At 62.0% G+C, this 19,729-nt stretch carries 19 protein-coding genes; 4 read left to right on the forward strand and 15 right to left on the reverse strand.

From position 1 onward, the window contains the following. Positions 1–72: 72 nt before the first annotated feature. The 7 genes from NKH28_RS22970 to NKH28_RS23000 all read right to left on the reverse strand — a co-directional run bounded on the left by NKH28_RS22970 (position 73) and on the right by NKH28_RS23000 (position 5,947). The gene (locus NKH28_RS22970; protein WP_352469622.1) at positions 73–417 is read right to left on the reverse strand and encodes a cupin domain-containing protein; all 345 of its coding nucleotides are present in this window, start codon (positions 415–417) and stop codon (positions 73–75) included. Between the two features lie 23 nt (positions 418–440). Further along, positions 441–788, reverse strand: coding sequence for a cupin domain-containing protein (locus NKH28_RS22975; RefSeq protein WP_352767552.1), 348 nt, complete (start codon positions 786–788; stop codon positions 441–443). Continuing rightward, on the reverse strand, positions 785–2,059 hold the full coding sequence (locus tag NKH28_RS22980) for a glycosyltransferase (protein ID WP_352980502.1): 1,275 nt from the start codon (positions 2,057–2,059) through the stop codon (positions 785–787). The genes NKH28_RS22975 and NKH28_RS22980 overlap by 4 nt, the downstream gene beginning before the upstream one ends. Positions 2,060–2,076: 17 nt before the next feature. Beyond that, complete coding sequence (locus NKH28_RS22985) at positions 2,077–3,150, reverse strand: ABC transporter ATP-binding protein (protein ID WP_352980503.1); 1,074 nt, start codon at positions 3,148–3,150, stop codon at positions 2,077–2,079. After that, the gene (locus tag NKH28_RS22990) at positions 3,147–3,941 is read right to left on the reverse strand and encodes an ABC transporter permease (protein WP_352980504.1); all 795 of its coding nucleotides are present in this window, start codon (positions 3,939–3,941) and stop codon (positions 3,147–3,149) included. The genes NKH28_RS22985 and NKH28_RS22990 overlap by 4 nt, the downstream gene beginning before the upstream one ends. Continuing rightward, complete coding sequence (locus NKH28_RS22995; RefSeq protein WP_352818434.1) at positions 3,934–4,776, reverse strand: ABC transporter permease; 843 nt, start codon at positions 4,774–4,776, stop codon at positions 3,934–3,936. Before NKH28_RS22995 ends, NKH28_RS22990 begins: the two co-directional genes overlap by 8 nt. 106 nt (positions 4,777–4,882) lie before the next feature. Continuing rightward, on the reverse strand, positions 4,883–5,947 hold the full coding sequence (locus tag NKH28_RS23000) for a polyamine ABC transporter substrate-binding protein (protein ID WP_352980505.1): 1,065 nt from the start codon (positions 5,945–5,947) through the stop codon (positions 4,883–4,885). A gap of 230 nt (positions 5,948–6,177) precedes the next feature. On the opposite strand from NKH28_RS23000, the gene NKH28_RS23005 reads away from it, so the two are divergent. Genes NKH28_RS23005 through NKH28_RS23020 form a run of 4 tightly spaced genes read left to right on the forward strand, consistent with a single transcriptional unit; the run spans position 6,178 to position 11,099 of the window. Beyond that, entirely contained in the window at positions 6,178–7,116 is a 939-nt protein-coding gene (locus NKH28_RS23005; protein ID WP_352980506.1) for a GntR family transcriptional regulator, read from the forward strand. Positions 7,117–7,121: 5 nt separating this feature from the next. Beyond that, positions 7,122–8,417: a nucleotide disphospho-sugar-binding domain-containing protein gene (locus tag NKH28_RS23010; protein WP_352980531.1), complete on the forward strand. Its 1,296-nt coding sequence runs from the start codon at positions 7,122–7,124 to the stop codon at positions 8,415–8,417. Further along, a complete protein-coding gene (locus NKH28_RS23015; protein ID WP_352539287.1) occupies positions 8,410–9,795 on the forward strand; it encodes a glutamine synthetase family protein in 1,386 nt (461 codons plus the stop codon). The genes NKH28_RS23010 and NKH28_RS23015 overlap by 8 nt, the downstream gene beginning before the upstream one ends. Next, positions 9,795–11,099 (forward strand): NAD(P)/FAD-dependent oxidoreductase, encoded by a 1,305-nt coding sequence (locus tag NKH28_RS23020; protein ID WP_352539286.1) that lies wholly within the window; start codon positions 9,795–9,797, stop codon positions 11,097–11,099. Before NKH28_RS23015 ends, NKH28_RS23020 begins: the two co-directional genes overlap by 1 nt. A 174-nt stretch (positions 11,100–11,273) precedes the next feature. On the opposite strand, the gene NKH28_RS23025 is transcribed toward NKH28_RS23020, so the two are convergent. The 8 genes from NKH28_RS23025 to NKH28_RS23060 all read right to left on the reverse strand — a co-directional run bounded on the left by NKH28_RS23025 (position 11,274) and on the right by NKH28_RS23060 (position 19,348). Next, positions 11,274–11,531, reverse strand: a complete 258-nt coding sequence (locus NKH28_RS23025; protein ID WP_352539285.1) for a hypothetical protein — start codon at positions 11,529–11,531, stop codon at positions 11,274–11,276. 339 nt (positions 11,532–11,870) lie between these two features. Beyond that, positions 11,871–12,410, reverse strand: coding sequence for an NADH-quinone oxidoreductase subunit B family protein (locus NKH28_RS23030; protein WP_352452927.1), 540 nt, complete (start codon positions 12,408–12,410; stop codon positions 11,871–11,873). 12 nt (positions 12,411–12,422) lie between these two features. Further along, the gene (locus NKH28_RS23035) at positions 12,423–13,940 is read right to left on the reverse strand and encodes a hydrogenase large subunit (RefSeq protein WP_352980507.1); all 1,518 of its coding nucleotides are present in this window, start codon (positions 13,938–13,940) and stop codon (positions 12,423–12,425) included. An 18-nt stretch (positions 13,941–13,958) separates the two neighbouring features. Further along, the gene (locus tag NKH28_RS23040) at positions 13,959–15,410 is read right to left on the reverse strand and encodes a hydrogenase 4 subunit F (protein ID WP_023675518.1); all 1,452 of its coding nucleotides are present in this window, start codon (positions 15,408–15,410) and stop codon (positions 13,959–13,961) included. Further along, positions 15,407–16,069, reverse strand: a complete 663-nt coding sequence (locus tag NKH28_RS23045) for a hydrogenase-4 component E (RefSeq protein WP_023675519.1) — start codon at positions 16,067–16,069, stop codon at positions 15,407–15,409. The genes NKH28_RS23040 and NKH28_RS23045 overlap by 4 nt, the downstream gene beginning before the upstream one ends. Further along, complete coding sequence (locus NKH28_RS23050; RefSeq protein WP_023675520.1) at positions 16,069–17,025, reverse strand: respiratory chain complex I subunit 1 family protein; 957 nt, start codon at positions 17,023–17,025, stop codon at positions 16,069–16,071. Before NKH28_RS23050 ends, NKH28_RS23045 begins: the two co-directional genes overlap by 1 nt. Continuing rightward, on the reverse strand, positions 17,016–19,037 hold the full coding sequence (hyfB, locus tag NKH28_RS23055) for a hydrogenase 4 subunit B (RefSeq protein WP_502906652.1): 2,022 nt from the start codon (positions 19,035–19,037) through the stop codon (positions 17,016–17,018). Before hyfB ends, NKH28_RS23050 begins: the two co-directional genes overlap by 10 nt. After that, positions 19,034–19,348, reverse strand: a complete 315-nt coding sequence (locus NKH28_RS23060) for a helix-turn-helix domain-containing protein (protein WP_352742228.1) — start codon at positions 19,346–19,348, stop codon at positions 19,034–19,036. Before NKH28_RS23060 ends, hyfB begins: the two co-directional genes overlap by 4 nt. Positions 19,349–19,729 lie beyond the last annotated feature (381 nt).

A 19,729-nucleotide genomic window follows, 5' to 3' on the forward strand; every position in this document is an offset into this window, starting at 1 on the left:
TTAAAGTCCATGAGCATCGGAAGCGGAGAAAACGGCGTCAGGTGTCCGGTAGGGTAGAATTATCGAGAAGGTTCAGCGGATCATGTAGACTTTCTTGATGGTCTCGTGGACGGTGCAGACGCCTTTCCAGTCCTGCGGAAAGAACGCTGCGGTGTCCGGTTCGATCTCGATCACCTCGCCGGATTCGTGGACATAGGTGCAGCGTCCCTCGAGGAAATGGCAGAACTCATCGCGGGTGACGTGGCAGTGCCATTTGCCCGGCGTGCAGACCCACAGTCCGCATTCGGAGCGGCCCTCCGGCCCCTTGTGCAGCAGCTTGCCGGAAGTGCGGGATTCGCCGTCGATCAGGGTGGGGATGACGCCCCAGTCGACCAGGTCGGTGAGGGCGAGCGGCGATTTCATGATCGGTGTCGGCATGTCGGGAGCTCCAGTGGCCGGCTTTAGGCCAGCATGTAAACGTTGCGGATGGTCTCGTGGACGGTGCATTCGCCGGTCCAACCGGCCGGGAACATGACAACCGTGGCGGCGGATACCTCGATCACCTCGCCGTCGACCGATCTGTAGGTCGCACGGCCGGCAACGAAATGGCACAATTCGTCGCGCGGAATCGCCAGCCGCCAGCGACCGGGCGTGCAGACCCAGATGCCGGATTCCGGCTGGTTGTTCGGCCCTTTGTGCACCAGCCTGCCGGTGGAGTGCGAAGCGCCTTCCAGCGCGTCGGGCTGGGTGCCCCAGTCGACGAGGTCGGTGCGGGTCGAGGCTTGGTGGAGGTGTGGGGCAGAGATCACAGCAATTTCTCCAGCAAAGCAGCCGCTTTCTCCGGGCCGTTCTGCGACTGCATCTGGGCCGACGTCTTGGCCAGCTTGGCCCTGATTGCCGGGTCGGTCAGGCAGGTTTCGATCCTGGCGATGAGCTCGGCGTCGCTCCAGTCGTAGCGCGGCATGCCGAAGCCGTGGCCGGTCTCCTCGACCCGCGTCGCATTGTCGTGGCCGTCCCAGACGTAGGGCATGATGATCGCCGGCTTGCCGAAATACAGGCACTCGGTGAACGAATTGTTGCCGCCATGATGGATCACCGCATCGACCTGCGGGATGACTGATGGCTGCGGGAACCAGCTCTCGACGATGACGTTTTCGGGCACTTGCGCGTACTGCTCCTTGTAGCCGCCGACATTGACCAGCGCCCGGTAGCGCGTCTTGCCCAACGTTGCGACGATGCGCTTCAGCAGATCGACATCGCCGGCGCCAAGGCTGCCGAAGGAAACATAGAGCAGCGGCCCGTCATTATTCTTCGCAAAAACCGGCACGATGTAGGGCTTCTCCTGCCGCACGCAGCCTTCCAGATATTGGAATTTTGCCGGGTCGAGCGGATAGCGGCGCTTGAACTTCGCCGCCTCGGGATAGAGCAGCAGATTGAGGTACGGCGAGGCCTCGAAGAACTGGCCGATCGGATACGGCGCTTCGTTGTTCGCTTTCAAAAACGCATTGAAGTCGTCATGGATCGGCTTGATGACGGCGTTGAAATGGTCGCGGTAACGCCGATGGCAGGCGTGGTCGTTCTCGCCGCAGCCGGACAGATGTGGCGGGATGTCCTCGTCCTCGATCTCGTTTTCCGAGCAGGAGATGACGCGCACCCAGGGCTTGCCATACTGCTTGATTGCCGGGAACAGGATGACGTTGTCGACGCAGATGACATCAGGCTTGATCGTCGCAAGCACGCCAGGCAGATCCTTCTCAGCCCATTTGGCGCTGTCGACGATCGCCGTCCAGCAATCCTTCACGTAATTGTCGACCTGGTCGTAGGGCGATTTGCGGAAGTTCGGGATGTGGCCGTTGATGAAGTCTTCCCAGAACTTGGCCATCTGTTCCGGCGGCGTCGGCTCGGACAGGTTCACCGGATGAGCCTCGAAGCCGTAGCCCTTGTAGACGTCGACGAAACCGGGGTCCGACAGGAACACCGCTCTGTGGCCGCGCGCCTCGATCGCCTGGGCTATGCCGACGGAATTGAGCGCGGGGCCATAGGCGGCCTCCGGAAAGAACGCGATCGTCTTCTGCGCCATGAGAGGTTCTCCTTCGATCAATCCGCGAAAATTCTGACGTCAGCCGCATCCCAGCCGAGCTCGACTGTATCGCCCGACGAGACCGGGCGGCGGTCGGCGGCGTCGGCGGTGACGCGCACCAGGAACGGCTTTGGCGACAGGGCGGTGCGGACGTGCAGCTGCAGATCGAGTCCCTGATAGGCCAGCGCCTCGACCGCGCCGAAGATACGGTTGGCCGTTTCTGCCGACGGGAACAGCCGGATGCGTTCGGGCCGCACTGAAGCTACCGCCGCAGCGCCGGGCGAAATTGTTGCGGGAACATCGCCGGCGATCCGCATGCCGTTGCTTGCCAGCACGCCATCGCCGGCGGCTTTGCCCGGTACGAAATTCATGACGCCGATGAAGTCGGCGACGAAACGGTCCCCCGGATGCTCGTAGACCGCATGGGGTGTATCGCATTGCAGCAGCTTGCCGTCCCTGAGCACTGCCATACGGTCGGCCATGACGAGCGATTCCTCCTGATCATGGGTGACGATGACGAAGGTGATGCCGACCTCGTGCTGCAGCCGCTTCAGCTCGAGTTGCATGGCCCCGCGCAATTTCTTGTCGAGCGCACCGAGAGGCTCGTCGAGCAGAAGCAGCCGTGGTCGCTTGGCCAGCGCTCGGGCAAGCGCGACGCGCTGCTTCTGGCCGCCGGACAATTGCTCCGGCTTGCGGTCGGCGAAGGCAACGAGTTCGGTCGTCGCCAAAATGGCGTCGACACGGGAGCGGATTTCCTTTGCAGGCAAGCGTTCCATTTCGAGGCCGTAGGAAACATTGGCCCTGACGCTCATATGCGGAAACAGCGCATAGGACTGGAACATCAGATTGACTGGCCGCTTATTGGGCGGGGTCCTGGCGATGTCGCGGCCGTCGAGCAGGATGCGCCCGTCATTGGGCGTCTCAAAGCCGGCCAGCATGCGCAGCAGCGTTGTCTTGCCGCAGCCCGAAGGTCCAAGCAAAGCGAAGAACTCGTTCTCGCGGATATCCAGCGAAATGCCGTCGACCGCCGTCACCCGGCCGAACTTCTTCGACACGTTGTCGATCGCCAGCAGCGTGCGGGGCTCGTTCATTGGCCGATCACCCCACGGTTGAGCCGCTGCGACAGGGTCAGCGCGGTGATTGAGACCGCCATGACGATAGTCGCCAAGGCATTGATCTCCGGCGTGATGCCGAAGCGAATCATCGAATAGATCTGCATCGGCAGCGTGGTCGAGGCGCGGCCGGCGCCGGCGGTGAAGAAGGCGATGATGAATTCGTCGACCGAAAGGGTGAAGGCGAGCAGCGCGCCGGCGACGACGGCAGGCAGGATCACCGGCAACATCACCCGCCGAAATGTCGTGAGCGCGGAAGCACCGAGATCGGCAGAGGCCTCGACGATCGACCAGTCGAAGCTTTTCAGCCGCGCGCGCACCACGGAGCAGACGAAGGCGAGATTGAAGACGACATGGGCGAGGATGATGGTGTGCAGGCCCAAGGTGAGATCAAGCATCGAGAAGAAGCTGAGCAGCGCGATCGCCAGCACGATGTCGGGAATGATCATCGGCGCAAAGATCAGCGCCTCGAGACCTTTGCCGTATTGCCGGCGTATTTCGACGCCGATCGCCAGCAGCGTGCCGAGCAGCGTGGCGATGGCGGTCGAGACAAGCGCCACGATCAATGTGTTGAGCGCGGCAGAAAGGATTGCGGCGTTTCCGATTAGCGAGACATACCATTTCAGCGAAAAGCCCGACCAGACGGTCGGCAGCCCGCCTTGGTTGAACGACAGCGCCACCAGCACGGCGATCGGGATGTAGAGGAAGGCCAGGACCAGTGAAAGCACGAGCCAGAGCGCGCGCCTCGTGGCGAGGGAGCGCTCAGCCATCGGCGCCTCCTCTCGCTTCGGCGGTACGGCCCGAGGCGCGATCAGCAGCCAGGGCCTGCGCCGTCAGCACCAGCAGCATGATGGCGATCAGCACCATTGCCAGTGCCGCACCGAAGGGCCAGTCATTGGCGGTCAGGAACTGCTCGTAGACGACATTGCCGATCATCTGGAAGCGCCCACCGCCGAGCAGAGCAGGGGTCACGAAATTGCCGATCGACAGCACGAAGACGAAAACAGCACCGGCGGCGATACCCGGCACGGTCACTGGCAGGATGACCCGGCGAAATGTGGTCACGGCCGACGCGCCGAGATCGCGCGAGGCCTCTGCGAGCTCCGGATTGAGCCGCGACAGCGGCGCGTAGCAGGCCAGGATGACGAAGGGCAGATAGTTGTAGACCAGACCGGCGATGACGGCGCCTTCGGTATAAAGCATCGACGGCGGCTCGCCGGTGTAGCCGAACCAGCGCAGCAGTTGTGTGATCAGCCCTTCGCGGTTGAGCAGCACGATCCAGGCATAGGTACGGATCAGGTAGTTGGACCAGAAGGGCAAGACGGCAAAGAACAGAAACACCGGCTGCCGTTGCCGGGGTGCTGCCGCGATCGCATAGGCGGCGGCATAACCGATCACCACCGCGACCAGGGTTGCCGTGCCGGCAATGCGCGCCGAATTGAGGAAGATGCCGGCATAGAGCGGGTCGAACACCAGCCCGAAATTCTCCAGCGTGAAAGTGTAATCGATGCCGCCATAGATGCCGCGCCGAAAGAAGGCGAGCGCCAGCACCAGCGCGCATGGCACGACCATCAAGGCGGTGAGCCAGGCCAGCGCCGGCGTCATCAGCAAGAATGAGCGAAGTCTTGTTTGGGACAAGATTGCGGTACCGCATTCAACGGTCGGCGGCGAAAACCCCGCCGTCGACCGGGATTTCTGATTTTGATGTCGGTTATTGCGCGGCCTTGATTTCGCTGACGATCTTCGAGTAGTCGCGTTGGGCATCGCCGACATCGCGCAACTGCTCGAACTTGACCAACGCTGCCACCGGCATGCTCATATTGGGAAATTTGGCGAGAAAATCCGCCGGCAGGCTTTCCATGGCCGGCTTGTTCGGTACCTTGTAGTCGATGTTCTGGGCCGCCCAGGCGTGGTTCTTGGCGTCCAGCATGAAGTTGATGAACTGGAAGGCGGCGTCCTTGTTGGCCGATGCCTTCATCACGACCATCGTATCGACCCAGAGATCCGAGCCTTCTTTCGGTATGGTGTATTTAATTTGTGGATTCTCGGCGATCCCGTAATTGCACCAGCCATCCCAGGCCTGAACCATCAGCGCCTCGCCCGAGACCAGCTTTGAATAAAAGGTCGTGTCGTCATAGGCCAGCAAGGTCTTCTTGGCCGAGATCAGCAAGTCCTTGACTTCGCCGAGCTTTGCCCGATCGGTCTCGTTCACCGAATAGCCCTTGGCGAGTTGGCCGGCGGCAAGCAGCCAGCGGTCGGTCGCCAGCATCGTCGTCTTGCCCTTGAGCGCATCGGACGGGGCGAGAAGGTCGTTCCAGCTCACCGGCTCCGCCTTCACCAGATCCGAACGGTAGCAAAGGCCGGTGGTGCCCCAAGTGTAGGGCACGGAAAAATTGTTGCCGGCGTCGTGTGGCAGCTTCGCCGCCTCGGGATAGAGATTGGCGAGGTTAGGGATCTTGGCATGGTCGATCGCCTCGATCAGGCCGAGCTTGTTCAGCACTTCGGCGAAGGGCGAGGAGACGAAGACCACGTCATAGCCCTTGCCGCCGGACGCGACGAGCTTGCCCATGATCTCCTCGTTAGTGGCGTGAACCACGACTTCACCGGAGACACCGGTCGCCGCCTTGAAAGCTTTCATGGCATCCGGCGCCATGTAGCCGTCCCAGTTGGAGATAACGAGGTCGGAGGCAGCCGCCGGCGCTGACAGCGCCAGGCCAAGGCCAAGTGCGATCAAGGATTTCCTTAACGGACGGTGCCGCAGGGTGGTGGTGGTCATGACAGACTCCCATTCTGGTTGATCATCGAACTTAGTCGTCGGACCAGCGCTTGCAGCCGTAGCCGCTTTGATCCTGTTCCCCGGTCTTTTATTGCCGATTGATCTCACAGTACTATTGCAGAAAAAAGTACGTCAATCCATAATTTGTCAAACTACGGTGAATCCCGGCCGATCGCATCCGCAAGGGCAATCGGCCAAACCTCCGCCGCCCGTCCTTCATGAGAATTGCCATGCAAGTTGCAGCCCGACGTCCCCGCACCAACCATCTCGACCTCGCACAGCGCATTCTCGATGTGGCCCGGAAACGCGGCTTTGAACCCGGCGCTCATCTCCCGGAGCAGCAGATCGCTTCGCTCTGCAATGTATCCCGAACTCCGGTGCGGGCCGCGCTGCGTCTGCTCACTGAAAAAGGCGTAGTTCAATGGGAGGCTGAGTCCGGCTATCGCTTGGCCGTAGACCTCACAAGCCAGGCGACCGTCGCCGCCGAGCTGCCGAGCGCCGAGGAGGATGAACTTGCCGACATGATCCTGCGAGACCGCGCGGCGCGCCGGCTGGACCAGACGGTCACCGTCGGCGCGCTGATGCGACGGTATAATGCCGAGCGCAGGACGGTACTAAAATCTCTGAAGAAACTGGCCGAGGAAAATCTTCTGGACCGCGCGCCGGGGCAGTCCTGGCTTTTCAGGAGAGCGCCGGACGATCTTGGCGCACAAGGGGAGAGCTATGAATTCCGGCTGTTGCTGGAACCCGCCGCCCTTCTGGCGCCTGGATTCCGGCTGGATGGGACGCGCGCGGCAGCCTTGCGACAGGGCATGGAAATGCTGCTGGCTCTGCCCGACGCGGCATTCGATTCCAGAGAGTTCCAACGGCTGGACATCGATTTTCACGGGATGATCGCCGGTGGCTCCGCCAACCGCTTCGTCGCCGAGGCGTTGGCCGATCATCTCAGGCTGCGCCGGCTGCCGGGAACGTATGCCGGCGTCAATGTCTTCCGGCTGAAGCAATCATTGCGCGAGCATCTGACCATACTCGACCATCTGGAGAGCCAGCAGTACGAGGTTGCAGCCGATCTGCTTCGGGTCCATCTGCGGCTTTCACGCAGCCAGCGACCGCAGGCGGCTAGTCGCGGGGCGCCCGCGCTGTTCGGCATGATCAGCCGGCCGGAATAACGAGGATCATGCGCAAAGGCAGCCCGACCATCGCACTGTTTCCGGAAGCGAGCTTCGGCGCTGCGCTGAATTGCGTTGGCATAGCGCAGGCCCTGCGCGCTCGTGGCGCCCGCCCGGTGTTCATCTGCCATGCCGGCTTTTCTGGCGTGTTCGCCGACTATGGGTTTCAGGAATACCAGTTGCCGACTGACGACCCGTTGACCGACAGCGAACGCCAGAGCTACTGGCAGGCCTTCGTGCGCCGTCATCTGCCGCATTTCAGGCTGAGCCCCATCGATCAGCTCGAAACCTACGTTGCCCCGACCTGGCAAGCAATTGTAGACACTGCGGTCAACGCCGAGGCGCCACTGCGCCAATTGCTGGCGCGGCTGAAGCCGGACGCCGTGGTGCTCGACAACGTCGTCATGTTCCCGGCATTGGCGACCGCCGGCTGCCCGTGGGTGCGCGTCGTCTCCTGCGCCGAAACTGAGCTTCCCGATGCCAATGTGCCACCCTATCTGTCCGGTCTCGCCGCCGACGACCCGAGCCGCGCGGCGTTCGAGGCGCGCTATCTGGCAGCGGTCGCTCCAGCCCATGACCGCTTCAATCGGCTTCGGACCGACGCCGGTCTTGCGCCCTTGCCGACGGGTCTTTTTCTGGAACCTTCGCCCGCCCTCAATCTGCTGCTGACCCCAACGATTGTGCGAAGGCAGCGCGCCGAGCCGCTCGACCCTGCCAGCTTCGTCTATCTCGAAGGCTGCGTTCGCTCGGAAGGGCCGTTCGACGTGCCGGTTTTTCCGCGCGATGGCGGACCGCTGGTTTATGTCAGTTTCGGTAGTCTTGGCGCCATGGATGTCGGCCTGATCCAGCGGATGCTCGCCGTTTTCGACAGGCTGCCGGCCCGCTTCATTGTCAATGCCGGAGGTCTGCGCGACAGCTATCGCGCCGTTCCGGACAATGTCTATCTCGATGCCTGGTTTCCACAGCCTTCGGTCGTGGCGAAATGCGACCTCTTCATTCATCATGGTGGCAACAACAGCTTTTGCGAAGCACTGCGTTTCGGTGTGCCGTCGCTGGTCATGCCCTATTGCTGGGACGGGCATGACAATGCGCAACGTGCCGAGGAAACCGGCGTCGGGCGCCACATCAGCCGCGATGGCTGGACGGAAGACGAATTGGCGCGAAGCGTTCTTGGCCTGATGGCCGATGCCGCAATGCGCGCACGCCTCCGGGAGAATGCAGTGCATATGGCGCTGACACCCGGAACGGACGTGGCTGCCGAAGCCATTCTCGCTCTCGCAAGGACCCGACCTGATGCTTGACACCACAACAACGGATGCCTCGACCATGAACGGCACCAACGACCCGAAAGACTGGTTGGCCGCTCACGCTGTCAGCGAGGTCGAGTGCCTGGTGCCCGACATGAACGGCGTGCTGCGCGGCAAGGCCCTGCCAGCGGCCAAGTTCCTCAAGGCGATCGAGGACCGAGCACTCTATCTGCCGAGCAGCGCGTTCCTGGTCAGCATCGACGGCCGCTATTCCGGTTCCGTCGACGAGGGGTTCGCCTACCAGGACCCCGACATGCGGATGGTGCCGGATGTCGCAACACTCTGTCTGGCGCCCGGTGGCGGGCCAGGCAAGGCCTATGTCTTCGCCGATGCGTTCCACATGGACGACCGGCCGTGGATGGCTTCGCCGCGGCACGTGTTGCGGGCCGTGCTCGATCTATATCGCCAGCGCGGCTGGCGGGCGGTGGTGGCGCCGGAGCTTGAATTTTATCTCACCGCGCCCAATCCCGATCCCGACAGGCCGGTGATGGCGCCGGTCGGGCGCAATGGCCGCTCCGAAAGCGTGCAGCATCCCTATGACATGGCGGCACTGGAGCAATTCGAGCCGGTGATCCGGCGCCTGTATGGCTATGCTGCGGCAGCCGGACTGCCGCTCGACACGCTCATCCATGAATCGGGCACGGCCCAACTGGAGATCAATTTCCTGCATGGCGACGCGCTGCCGCTGGCAGACAAGGTGTTGCTGTTCAAGCGAATGACGCGCCAGGCCGCGCAGGAAGGTGGCATGCAGGCGACCTTCATGGCCAAACCGATAGCCGCACAAGCCGGCAGCTCAATGCATCTCCATATGTCTGTCGTCGACGAGGCCGGCAACACGCTGTTTGCCGGGCGTGACGGCGCCGACACCGAGATGTTCGGGCATTTCATCGGCGGCCTGCAGAAATACATTCCCGAGGTGATGCCGCTGTTTGCGCCGAACGTGAATTCGTTCCGCCGCATCCGGCCGAACCACAGTGCACCCGCCAACATCGAGTGGTCGCACGACAACCGCTCCTGCGGTCTGCGTGTGCCGGCCGGCGGGCGCACCGCGCGGCGCGTGGAAAATCGGCTGCCCGGCGCCGATGCCAACCCCTATCTGGCGATAGCCGGCTCGCTGCTTTGCGGTTATCTCGGCGTCGAGGAGAAGATCGCTCGTTCGACGGAAGCGCCGGGCAATGCCTATCGCAGCAGGAGCACGCTGCCCAAAACCATGGAAGAGGCGCTCGACCGCTTCGCTGCGTGCGATCCGGTTCGGGCGGTGCTCGGCGAGGATTTCTTCCAGACCTATTTGCGCGTCAAGAGCGTTGAGCTCGACCTGTTCCAGAGCGTCGTCACCTCTTGGGAACGCGACCATCTGCTGCTCAAGGTGTGATGATGGGCTTCAATTCTGGGGGCTTCAACTCCGGCCTGGATATCGGCAAATCCTACTATGTCGCGACGGCCAATCCGGCTCCGGACCATCCGGCGCTGCAGGGCGACGTCGACGCCGATCTGGTGGTGGTCGGCGGCGGTTGTACCGGCCTCTCCGCAGCCTTTCATGCAGCCGAACGCGGCCTGAAGGTGGTGCTGCTCGAAGGCGGCAAGATCGGCTGGGGGGCGTCGGGGCGCAATGGCGGCCAGATGATCCCCGGCCTGCGCAAGGGCGCCAAGGGGCTGGTCAACCTATATGGGCCGGAACGGGGGAGGGCGCTGTTCGATCTCGCCTTCGAGGCGCGGGCCCTCGTGCTCGGTCTGATCGAGCGCCATGCCATCGATTGCGACCTCAGGCTCACCGGCCATCTGGCCGGTGCGGTCAACGGTTCCGACCTGCGCGACCTCGAAGAAGAGGCCGAGTGCCTTTCTACGGTGATGAACTTTCATGATGTCGAGATGCTGTCGGCAGCGCAGGCGCGCGGAATGGTGAACACACCTTATCACGGCGCGATGTACGAGAAGCTCGGTGGCCATATGCATCCGCTGAACTACACGCTCGGTCTTGCTCGCGCCGCGGCTGCGGCGGGCGTCACCATCCACGAGAATTCGGTGGCGCTGCGGCTGGAGCGGGAACCTTCCCCCCGGGTTTCGACGGCAAAAGGCTCGGTCCGGGCCAGGCATGTCGTACTGGCCGGCGATGCGCTGCTCCACGGGCTTGAGCCGCGCGTCAACAGCCGCATCATGCCGGTCGGCAACTACATCATCGCCACCGAGCCGCTGGGCGACACGACCGACGTCGTCCCAAGCAATGTGGCCGTCTCCGACACGCGCTTCGTCGTCAATTACTACCGGCTGTCGGCGGATGGACGCCTGCTGTTCGGCGGCGGCGAGCGCTATACGCCGTCGCCGCCCGCCGACATTGCCGGCTTCGTGCGGCCGCACATGGAAGAGACCTTTCCGCAATTGCGCGGCCGCCGCATCGATCACGCCTGGGGCGGGCTGGTCTCGGTGACGACATCGCGCCTGCCGCATGTCGGTCGCTATGGCGACGTCTATTTTGCGCATGGCTATTCGGGCAAGGGGGTGATCCTGTCGACGTTGTCGGGCAAGCTGCTCGCTGAGGCGATCACCGCGGATGCTTCGCGGCTCGATCTGTTTTCGACCCTAAGCCCGCTGCCGTTCCCCGGCGGTACGGCGCTGCGCGGCCCGCTCTATGTGCTCGGCATGCTTTGGTACGCAATGCGTGACCGCATCAAACATTGAGCGCAGGCATGCGCAATGAGGCCGAGCGCCGCCACCAAGCGATTAACGGCTGATTTCGCGGCGGCGTCCGACTTGATCGATGCTTGAATATGGTCCGCAGGCAATGGTCGCGAGTCGGTTCGTGCCCTGCTCCCGAAGCCTGAGCGCCGATAGACCTGCCTGCTATTTCCTCAGCTAATAGATCGATATGATTGCAGGATTAACTGTTTCATAGCCCAGGCGCGGCTCCGATTTGTCTTTCGAAATCGCGCTGGAGACAGTTCCGGTTGAACTGCAATCCAATTTTGTTTCCCTGTTTTTCTTGATCGTGCTGCCCGACAGGTCGGCGCCGGCCGACGTTACTTCTGTACTGACCACTCTCTTTTTCTCGTGCGCAACGGCGGCGGTGGATACGGCAATCACAATTGCCGCGCAAACAATCGTCAATCTCATTGTTTCCCCCTTAGAGCACCGCAAAAATGTGGTCGACTGCCTTAAGACGCCGGCGAAGGCGGTATTCGCGCCTGGCCGGCCCATGCAGCTTCCGACTGCACAAGATTGTAACTACATTAGCTGCAGCGCAAGTAACCATTTCGGACTAGGGAACGGGTTCCCCTTCGATCGAAAGCGCTGGGCTGCCGGCGAAAAAGCAGGCGTTTTAGACTAGCCGTTCTCGCCGCCGAGCGCCTTCCAATTTTGGGACAGAGGTTGGCTGATGCCCTTAAACTCACGGCTACGCATTGGTTGGATCTATGCAGCGACAAGGCCAACCTTGGCAAAGCCTCTACATAGTCACCTTCGGGCAGCACCAGTCTTGGAATTCACGCCCTCAAGCAAGGCGAGCAGGCCTTTCAGAATTTCGATTGGCGGCGGCGGACAACCTGGAATGTGCAGATCGACAGGCAAGGCCTCGGACACTCCGCGCACCACCGCATAGCTGCCGGCGAAACAGCCGCCATTGCCTGCGCAATCTCCCAGTGCGACCACCCATTTTGGGTTGGGTGTTGCGTCGTAGGTCCGCTTCAATGCCTCGCGCATGTTTTTTGTGACCGGCCCGGTGACGAGCAGTACATCGGCATGGCGCGGTGATGCGACGAACCGGATCCCAAAACGCTCGATGTCATAGAAGGCGTTGTTCAGCGCGTGCATCTCAAGTTCGCAGCCGTTGCAGGAACCGGCATCGACCGCCCGGATCGACAGGCTTCGCCCCAATCGTTTGTGAGCAGCCCCATCGAGCGCGCGTGCGAGTTCGTCGACTGCCGTGCTGCTTGCCAACGGCGGACGCTCGGTGAGAGGGGGGCGTATCAGGCTTTCAAAAAGAAGCTTGCGCATGACAGCGTGCCTTCAGAGATCATGGCCCGAATAAGAGCAGTTGAACGATTTGTTGCACAGCGGAAAGTCGGCAACGATGTTTCCTTCGATCGCCGCGTCAAGGAGCGGCCATTGAAACCATGACGGATCACGGAGGTGACAGCGCTCGACCAAGCCGCCCTTGCCAATGCGCAGCCAGGCCAGAATGTCGCCGCGGAAACCTTCGACGAGCGCCATGCCTTCATGCGATCGGTTTGTCTGCGCGAAATCGACGCGGATCGGCCCCTCTGGCAGTTGTCGCAGGACTTGTTCGATCAGGGACAGGCTCTGTTCGACCTCGTGGATACGAATCCATACACGGGCGTTCACATCGCCTTCCTGGAGGAGAGGTACATCGAAGGCGAGTTCGCCATAGGGTGGATAAGCGAGATTGCGTCGGGCATCGAAGTCCCGACCGGAGGCCCGGCCAACGTAGCCTCCGGCGCGATATTGACGAGCGAGTTCCACCTTCAGCCGGCCAGTTGCGACAGTCCGATCCTGCAGCGACGCCGTGTTGTCGTAGAGCTCGACCAGCGCGGGAAACCGCTGCCTGATCTCTGCGATCAGGGACCTGAGCGCTGTCGTGCCCTCATCGCTCAGGAAGCTTGCCACGCCTCCGGGCACGATGCAGTCGCGCATCAAACGATGACCGAAGGCAGCATCGCTTGCCCGCAATACGCGCTCACGCAGCACCCCACAGTGGGCATGCATGAGCGCGAAGGCGGCATCATTGCAGATAGCGCCGATGTCGCCCAGATGATTGGCCAGGCGCTCCAACTCGGCCATGAGCGCTCGCAGCCAGACCGCGCGTGGGGGAACCTGGACACCCAGGGCCGCCTCGACCGCGCGGGCAAAAGCGAGGGAGTATGCCACGGTACTGTCGCCAGAGGTTCTGCCCGCCAATTTGGCTGCACGGTCGATGTCGGACCCCGCCATCAGGCCTTCTATACCCTTGTGCGCGTATCCGAGGCGCTGCTCCAGCCGGACGACCGTTTCACCGCTCGCCGTGAACCGGAAATGGCCCGGCTCGATGATGCCGGCATGCACGGGCCCGACCGGGATCTGATGCAGGCTCTCCCCCTCGGCAGGCAGGAAACTGTACGGGAAGGCTGTCGCGGCAGACGTCCGGACGCGGGTACTCAACGGATAGCTGACACCCCAATGGCCATGATCAAGCCACCGTCTCGTATCAGGCGCGCCTTGTGGCAGGAGCCCGAACAGGTCAGCAGCCGCACGTTCGAGCCGCAATGCGGGCGGATGCAGCCGGCCGACCGATGGGTAGCGGCCACTGGGGCATTCCAGGCTGACGACGCCGATGTCCCCGGCGCTTTCATCGAGAAGTGCCATGTGGACGGCGCCTGGCTCACCCCATAGGCCGAGCAAGCTCCAGTGGCCCTCGGCCAGTTGCTCGACGGCAAAGCCCCATTTTTTCGGAGTCACCACGGCGCGTGACCACGGGAAATGATTTTCGACACGTTGGCCAGCAAGGATGAGGTCGATCAGCGCGGGCATGCTCTTTCTCTCCTCTGCTCACCCCAGGATACTTGCGACGTGCTGGAACCATGTGACCAGCGGTGGCGGCAGATAGATGCCGGCGGCAAACACCAACGCCAAGTGGGAATACATTGGAATGTAGGACGCCTCGGCGGGTGCAGTGCTGCCGCGCGGTTCGCCGAAAGCGACGCCGGTCAGTCGAAGCAGCAGGGCGCCGAAAGCGAGCAGAATCCCGAAAACCAAGGGCATCGCCAAAAGAGGGTGTCTTGCAAATGTCGAACTCACGACCAGGAATTCGCTCATGAAGATACCGAGCGGAGGGAGGCCGGCAATGGCAACGACGCCGATGACGAGCGCCCAGCCAAGGGCAGGATGTGTTTCCGTCAGTCCCCGGATTTCGGCGATGTTCTGTGTCCCCTTGACCTGGGCAATGTGGCCGACCGTGAAAAAGATCGCCGACTTGGTCAGGCTGTGCATGACCATGTGCAGCAGCCCGGCAAAATTGGCGAGCGGGCCTCCTATGCCGAAGGCGAACACGATGATGCCCATGTGCTCGATCGAGGAGTACGCGAACAGGCGTTTGATGTCGCGGCGGCGGTAGAGCATGAAGGCCGCGAAGACAAGCGACGTCAGTCCCATCGTGATCATCAATGGCCCAGGAGCGATCGCTTCCGGGCTTGCCGCGAGCAATAGCTTGAAGCGCAGCACGGCATAGAGTGCGACGTTTAACAGCAAGCCCGACAGCACTGCGGAAATCGGCGTTGGACCCTCAGCATGCGCGTCTGGCAGCCAGGCATGTAAGGGCGCAAGGCCGACCTTCGTCCCGTAGCCGAGCAGCAGAAAGATGAAGGCGACATTGAGCAGAGCCGGATCGAAGCGCGCGGCGTGAGCGATGAGCACCGTCCAGACCATCGCATTCGTCCCCTCGCCAACAACCGGCTGTGCAGCCATGTAGACGAGGATGGTACCGAACAGTGCGAGCGCGATGCCGACGCTGCCCAGAATGAAATATTTCCAGGCTGCCTCCAGCGCTTCGTGCGTGCGGTAGATGCCGACCATGAGCACGGTGGTCAGCGTGGCAAGCTCCACCGCCACCCACATCAAGCCAATATTGTTCGACACGAACGCCAGGTTCATGCCGAACATCATGACCTGGTACATTGCGTGATAAAACCGCAAGTTCGGGACTGTCAGCCGCCCGCTCTCCAGTTCGTGGGCAATGTAGGAAGCGCTGAAGACGCTGGTGGTGAAGCCGACGAATGTGTTGAGCACGATGAAGACGATATTGAGATCGTCGACGAGCAGATACTGCCCAGGCTGCGGGCGGTCGGTGACAAGAAGCGACAGTGCGGCGAGCAAGGTCAGCAAGCTCGCCGCGACATTGACGCCCGCCGATATCCGGTATTTCGGCAGCGCCGCCAGAAGTGCGGCCGCGAAGACCGGTATCAGCAAAATGGCGGCCACCGCATCGAGGGAAAACGCGGTCAACGGTGTTCTCCCCTGTAGTCGTCGAGCGCGCCGACATCCACCGAGTCGAACCTCTCGCGGATGCGGAACAGGAAGACTCCGATGACGATGAAGGCGATAAGGATCGAGAAGGCGACACTGATCTCGACGACCAGAGGCATGCCCTTGGCCCCCGTGGCGGCGAGGACCAGACCGTTCTCGAGCGACATGAATCCGACAACTTGGCTGACGGCGTTGCGGCGGGTGACCATCACCAGCAGCCCCAGCAAAATGATGGACAGCGCGAAAGCCAGGTCCTCGCGGGCGAGGGGATCAGCCTCGGGAGTGACGCGCAGCATCAGGACCATGGACAAGGTCACCAGGCCTATCCCCGCAAGCATCGTCGTACCGATGCCGACGGCGGTCTCGACGTCACGATGGATGCCGAGCCGCTGAATGATGCGATGAAGCCCGACAGGAATGACGATCGCCTTGAAGACGAGGGCGATCGCCGCCGTGACGTAGAGATGATGCGCGTCCTGAATGTATGCCTGCCAAGCTACGGACAGGGCCAGCACGATTGCATGAAGCGCAAAAACGTTGATCAGAGCAAAGAGGCGATCCTGATACAGCATCATGAAACTGACCAGCACCAGGCCGCCGGCGAGCAGGTGAGCGATGTCGAAGGTGAGGCCGTTCATCAGAGGCTCCGTGAGACGAACAGCAGGAGCGTGCCGAGCAGGGCCAGCATCAGCGCTGCCCCGAGGAAATCCGGGACGCGGAAGACGCGCATCTTGGCGATGGCAGTCTCAAACACGGCGAGGAGAACGCCACAGACGGCAAGCTTGCCGACATAGGCGACGACACCCGGAGCAAGGGATTCCAGTCCTGCCCCGGCGCTCGCCAGTCCCCAAGGTAGGAAGACGCAGGAAATCAGCGACACATAGAGCAGAAGCTTGAGGAAGGCGGCAAACTCGATCATCGCCAGATGGCGACCGGAATATTCCAGCACCATCGCCTCATGAACCATGGTGAGTTCCAGATGGGTCGATGGGTTGTCCACGGGTATGCGGGCGTTTTCGGCGATCGCCACCATCACGAGGGCGATGAGCGACATCCCGAGCGACACCCGCAAGCCAACCTCCGGTGACCCCATGAAGGCGGCGACCGTTGAGAGTTGCGTAGCACCCGCGACGAGCGCCAGGCTGAACACGATGAGCAGCATGGCGGGTTCGGCCAGCGAAGCGATCATCACCTCGCGGCTCGAGCCGATGCCGCCGAAGCTCGTGCCGACGTCCATGCCTGCCAGCGCCAGGAAGAACCGGGCGCTTCCCAGCAGTGCGACAATGGCTATGAGATCGGCGGTCCAACTGAATGTGAGGCCGGCGGCGAATGTCGGGATGAGCGCCGCGCCGACCCAGGTGGTGGCAAAGATCAGATAGGGCGTCACGCGAAACAGCCAGGATGCGTTGTCCGCCAGAACGACTTCCTTGCGCATCAGCCGCAAGAGATCGCGGTAAGGTTGGATCAGGGAAGGACCCTGGCGGCGCAAGAGCCGTGCCTTCACCTTGCGCACGAATCCGGTCAGGAGCGGCGCCAGCAAAAGCACCAGCGCCATCTGCGCGCCTTGAACGGCCAACTCGAGAATCACGGCCATAGTGCGAGCACCAGGAGCAGGACAATGAGAAAGAGAAAGACGAGGGTCAGGTAGCGCCTGATCGTCAGGAACTGCAGATGGTTGAGGTGGTCGGTCGCAAAGTCGAGGGCCCGGCCGATAGGCAGGTACAGCGTCTCCCAGATCACATCATGCATTTCGACATTCAGACGAGCCGGACCGGTCTCGCCAGGTGCCGGCATTTCGACGGTTTCCCTTGCACGGAATACGAACGTGCCGAAGACGCGGCGGATCGGCTGCGCGAAGCTGACGGCCGTGTACTGCGAGCTCGGGACCACATCCGGGAAGCCACAACCCCAGGCGGGACCCCGACGGAGTGCATGTGATGCAAAGCGATGGATCACATATGCCGCAGCGGATGCGGAAAAGGCGATGAACAGGAACACCAACAGGCCGTTGTAGGAACTGCGGCTCGCTGCAATCGGCACGATAGACAGCCAGGGCTGGGCCATCTGCACAGGCATCCGGCTGCCGATCAGTGGCAGTGTCACCGATGAGAGGCCGTCTATCACAAGACCGGGCAGAATGCCGGCCAGGAGACAAAGGGCAGCGAGAATGAACATTGCCGCCAGCGAGTAGCGGTCGACCTCATGCGCCAGTTCCACCGCGGCCGAGCGTGGCCGGCCGAGGAATGTAATCCCGAACGCCTTTACGAAGCAGGCCGCGGCCAGTGCCGCCGACAGCGCCAGCAGACCGCCAACGGCGGGCACCATGACCTTAAGTCCCCATTGTGGCAGATCGGGGCTCTGCAATATGGCCTGAAAGGCCAGCCATTCGGAGACGAAGCCGTTGAAGGGTGGAAGTGCCGAGATCGCGACGCAACCGACGAGAAAGGCAAAACTTGTAAAGGGCATGCGGTGGATGAGACCGCCCAGCTTCTCCATATCCCGCTCTCCGGTTGCCGTCAGCACGGCGCCCGCGCCGAAAAACAGCAGGCTCTTGAAAAAGGAATGGTTGAGGACGTGGAACAGCGCGGCGGTGAGCGCCAGCGCTGCAGCCGATGGCATGGCGTTCGCCTTGAAAGCGAGCGCGAGACCAAGGCTTACGAAGATGACGCCGATGTTTTCAATGGTGCTATAGGCAAGCAGTCGCTTCAGGTCCTTTTCCATCAGCGCGTAGAGGATGCCGAGAACCGCCGTCAGGCCGCCAAGGAAAAGCACGGCAACGCCCGACCACCATGCCGGCTCATCGAGCAGATCGAAAATAACGCGTATAAAGCCATAGACTGCGACCTTGGTCATCACGCCGCTCATGAGAGCCGAGACTTGGCTTGGCGCGGCCGGATGAGCGAGTGGCAGCCAAACGTGCAGCGGGACAAGTCCAGCCTTGGAGCCGGCGCCCAGCAGCATGAGAACCAGGACGAAAGCAGCGGCGAACGGGGTGGGGTCGGCGGCTCGCATCGCGTCGAATGTGTAGGTTCCATCGGATCCGGCGAGCAGGCCGAACGCAAGCAGCAGCGCGAGTGTGCCGAAGCTCGCCATCACGAGATAGATGTAGCCCGCCCGCGCATTGTCCTGCTCGCGATGGTGCGCCATGACGAGCGCCCAGGAGGCGAGCGACATGAATTCCCAGGAAAGCAGGAAAGTGAAGGCGTCGTCGGCCACCACGACAAGGTTCATTCCGGCTAGGAAAGCCGGGAAGAACGGCAGCACCCGATGCGGCGCAGACTCATGCCTGCCGTAGCCGAGGCCATAAAGGCTGGCCATGGAGCCGCCGAAGTTGACGACGATGAGGAAGAAAGTCGAGAGCGCATCCAAACGGAAATGAGCGCCAATCCATGGCAATCCAAGAGGCAACACCACAGTCGACGGGGTGACGGGATTGTCGGCGATGCGGCTCGCGACAACCATGAGCACGGCCGCCGATATACCTAGCGTCAAGCCGTAGATCAGGCGTGTTCCCGAGTCCGATCTGCGGCTTTCCGCAATCGCAAGCACCGCAGTCCCCAGGAGCGCAGCAACGCCCCACAGGAGGACCGCGGCCCCCGAAATCACGCCACGCTCCTCACGGGGAGTTTGGCATTCGTATCGACCCCGCCAAGAATTTTGGCGGGGTCGAAATCCGCTTTCAGTCGCACGCCGCGCCCGCCGATTTGGCTGGAGGCGCCTTCAGCGATCAATTCCACGCCGGCGAGGTCAAGTGCCCCGATCAGCTTCATGAGAGAATCGACGTTACCCCGAATAATCGACTCGCTGGCTTCCATGCGTTGAATTGTCGGCACGGAAAGACCGGACAATTCGGCAAGCCTGCGCTGGTCGATGCCAAGGAGCGCCCTCGCGGCACGCAACTGTGGAGCAGTTATCACGGTCGCATCCCCCTTTTTGATCAGCTTTGAGATATTATCTCTACGTCTTGCAGCATATATTAAAATGCGACGCATTCAATTAGTGATGCGTGACGCATCTGTCTTGAGGCTGTAGAAAACCGGGCGATACGCCCTGCGCCTCGAAACCAAAGCCATGCGGCCATTCCCGTCACGGCCAGTCTTGTCGCCAGCCATCTCGGATTGCGCGTGATGGCGCCGGCGATGGGCCTTATCTCGGCCGGCCACTCGATTGGAGCCGCCGCGGGCGCGTCGGCTATCTCTTCGACCTCACTCTACGCTATGAGTGGGTATGGCTGAGTTCGCTTGCTCTTGCCGTTGGGCCGATCTCATCGTGTTCGTGCTTCAGGATCGGCCAAAACA

This window comes from Mesorhizobium sp. M1227 (genome assembly GCF_040318315.1).
Classification (GTDB): Bacteria; Pseudomonadota; Alphaproteobacteria; order Rhizobiales; family Rhizobiaceae; genus Mesorhizobium.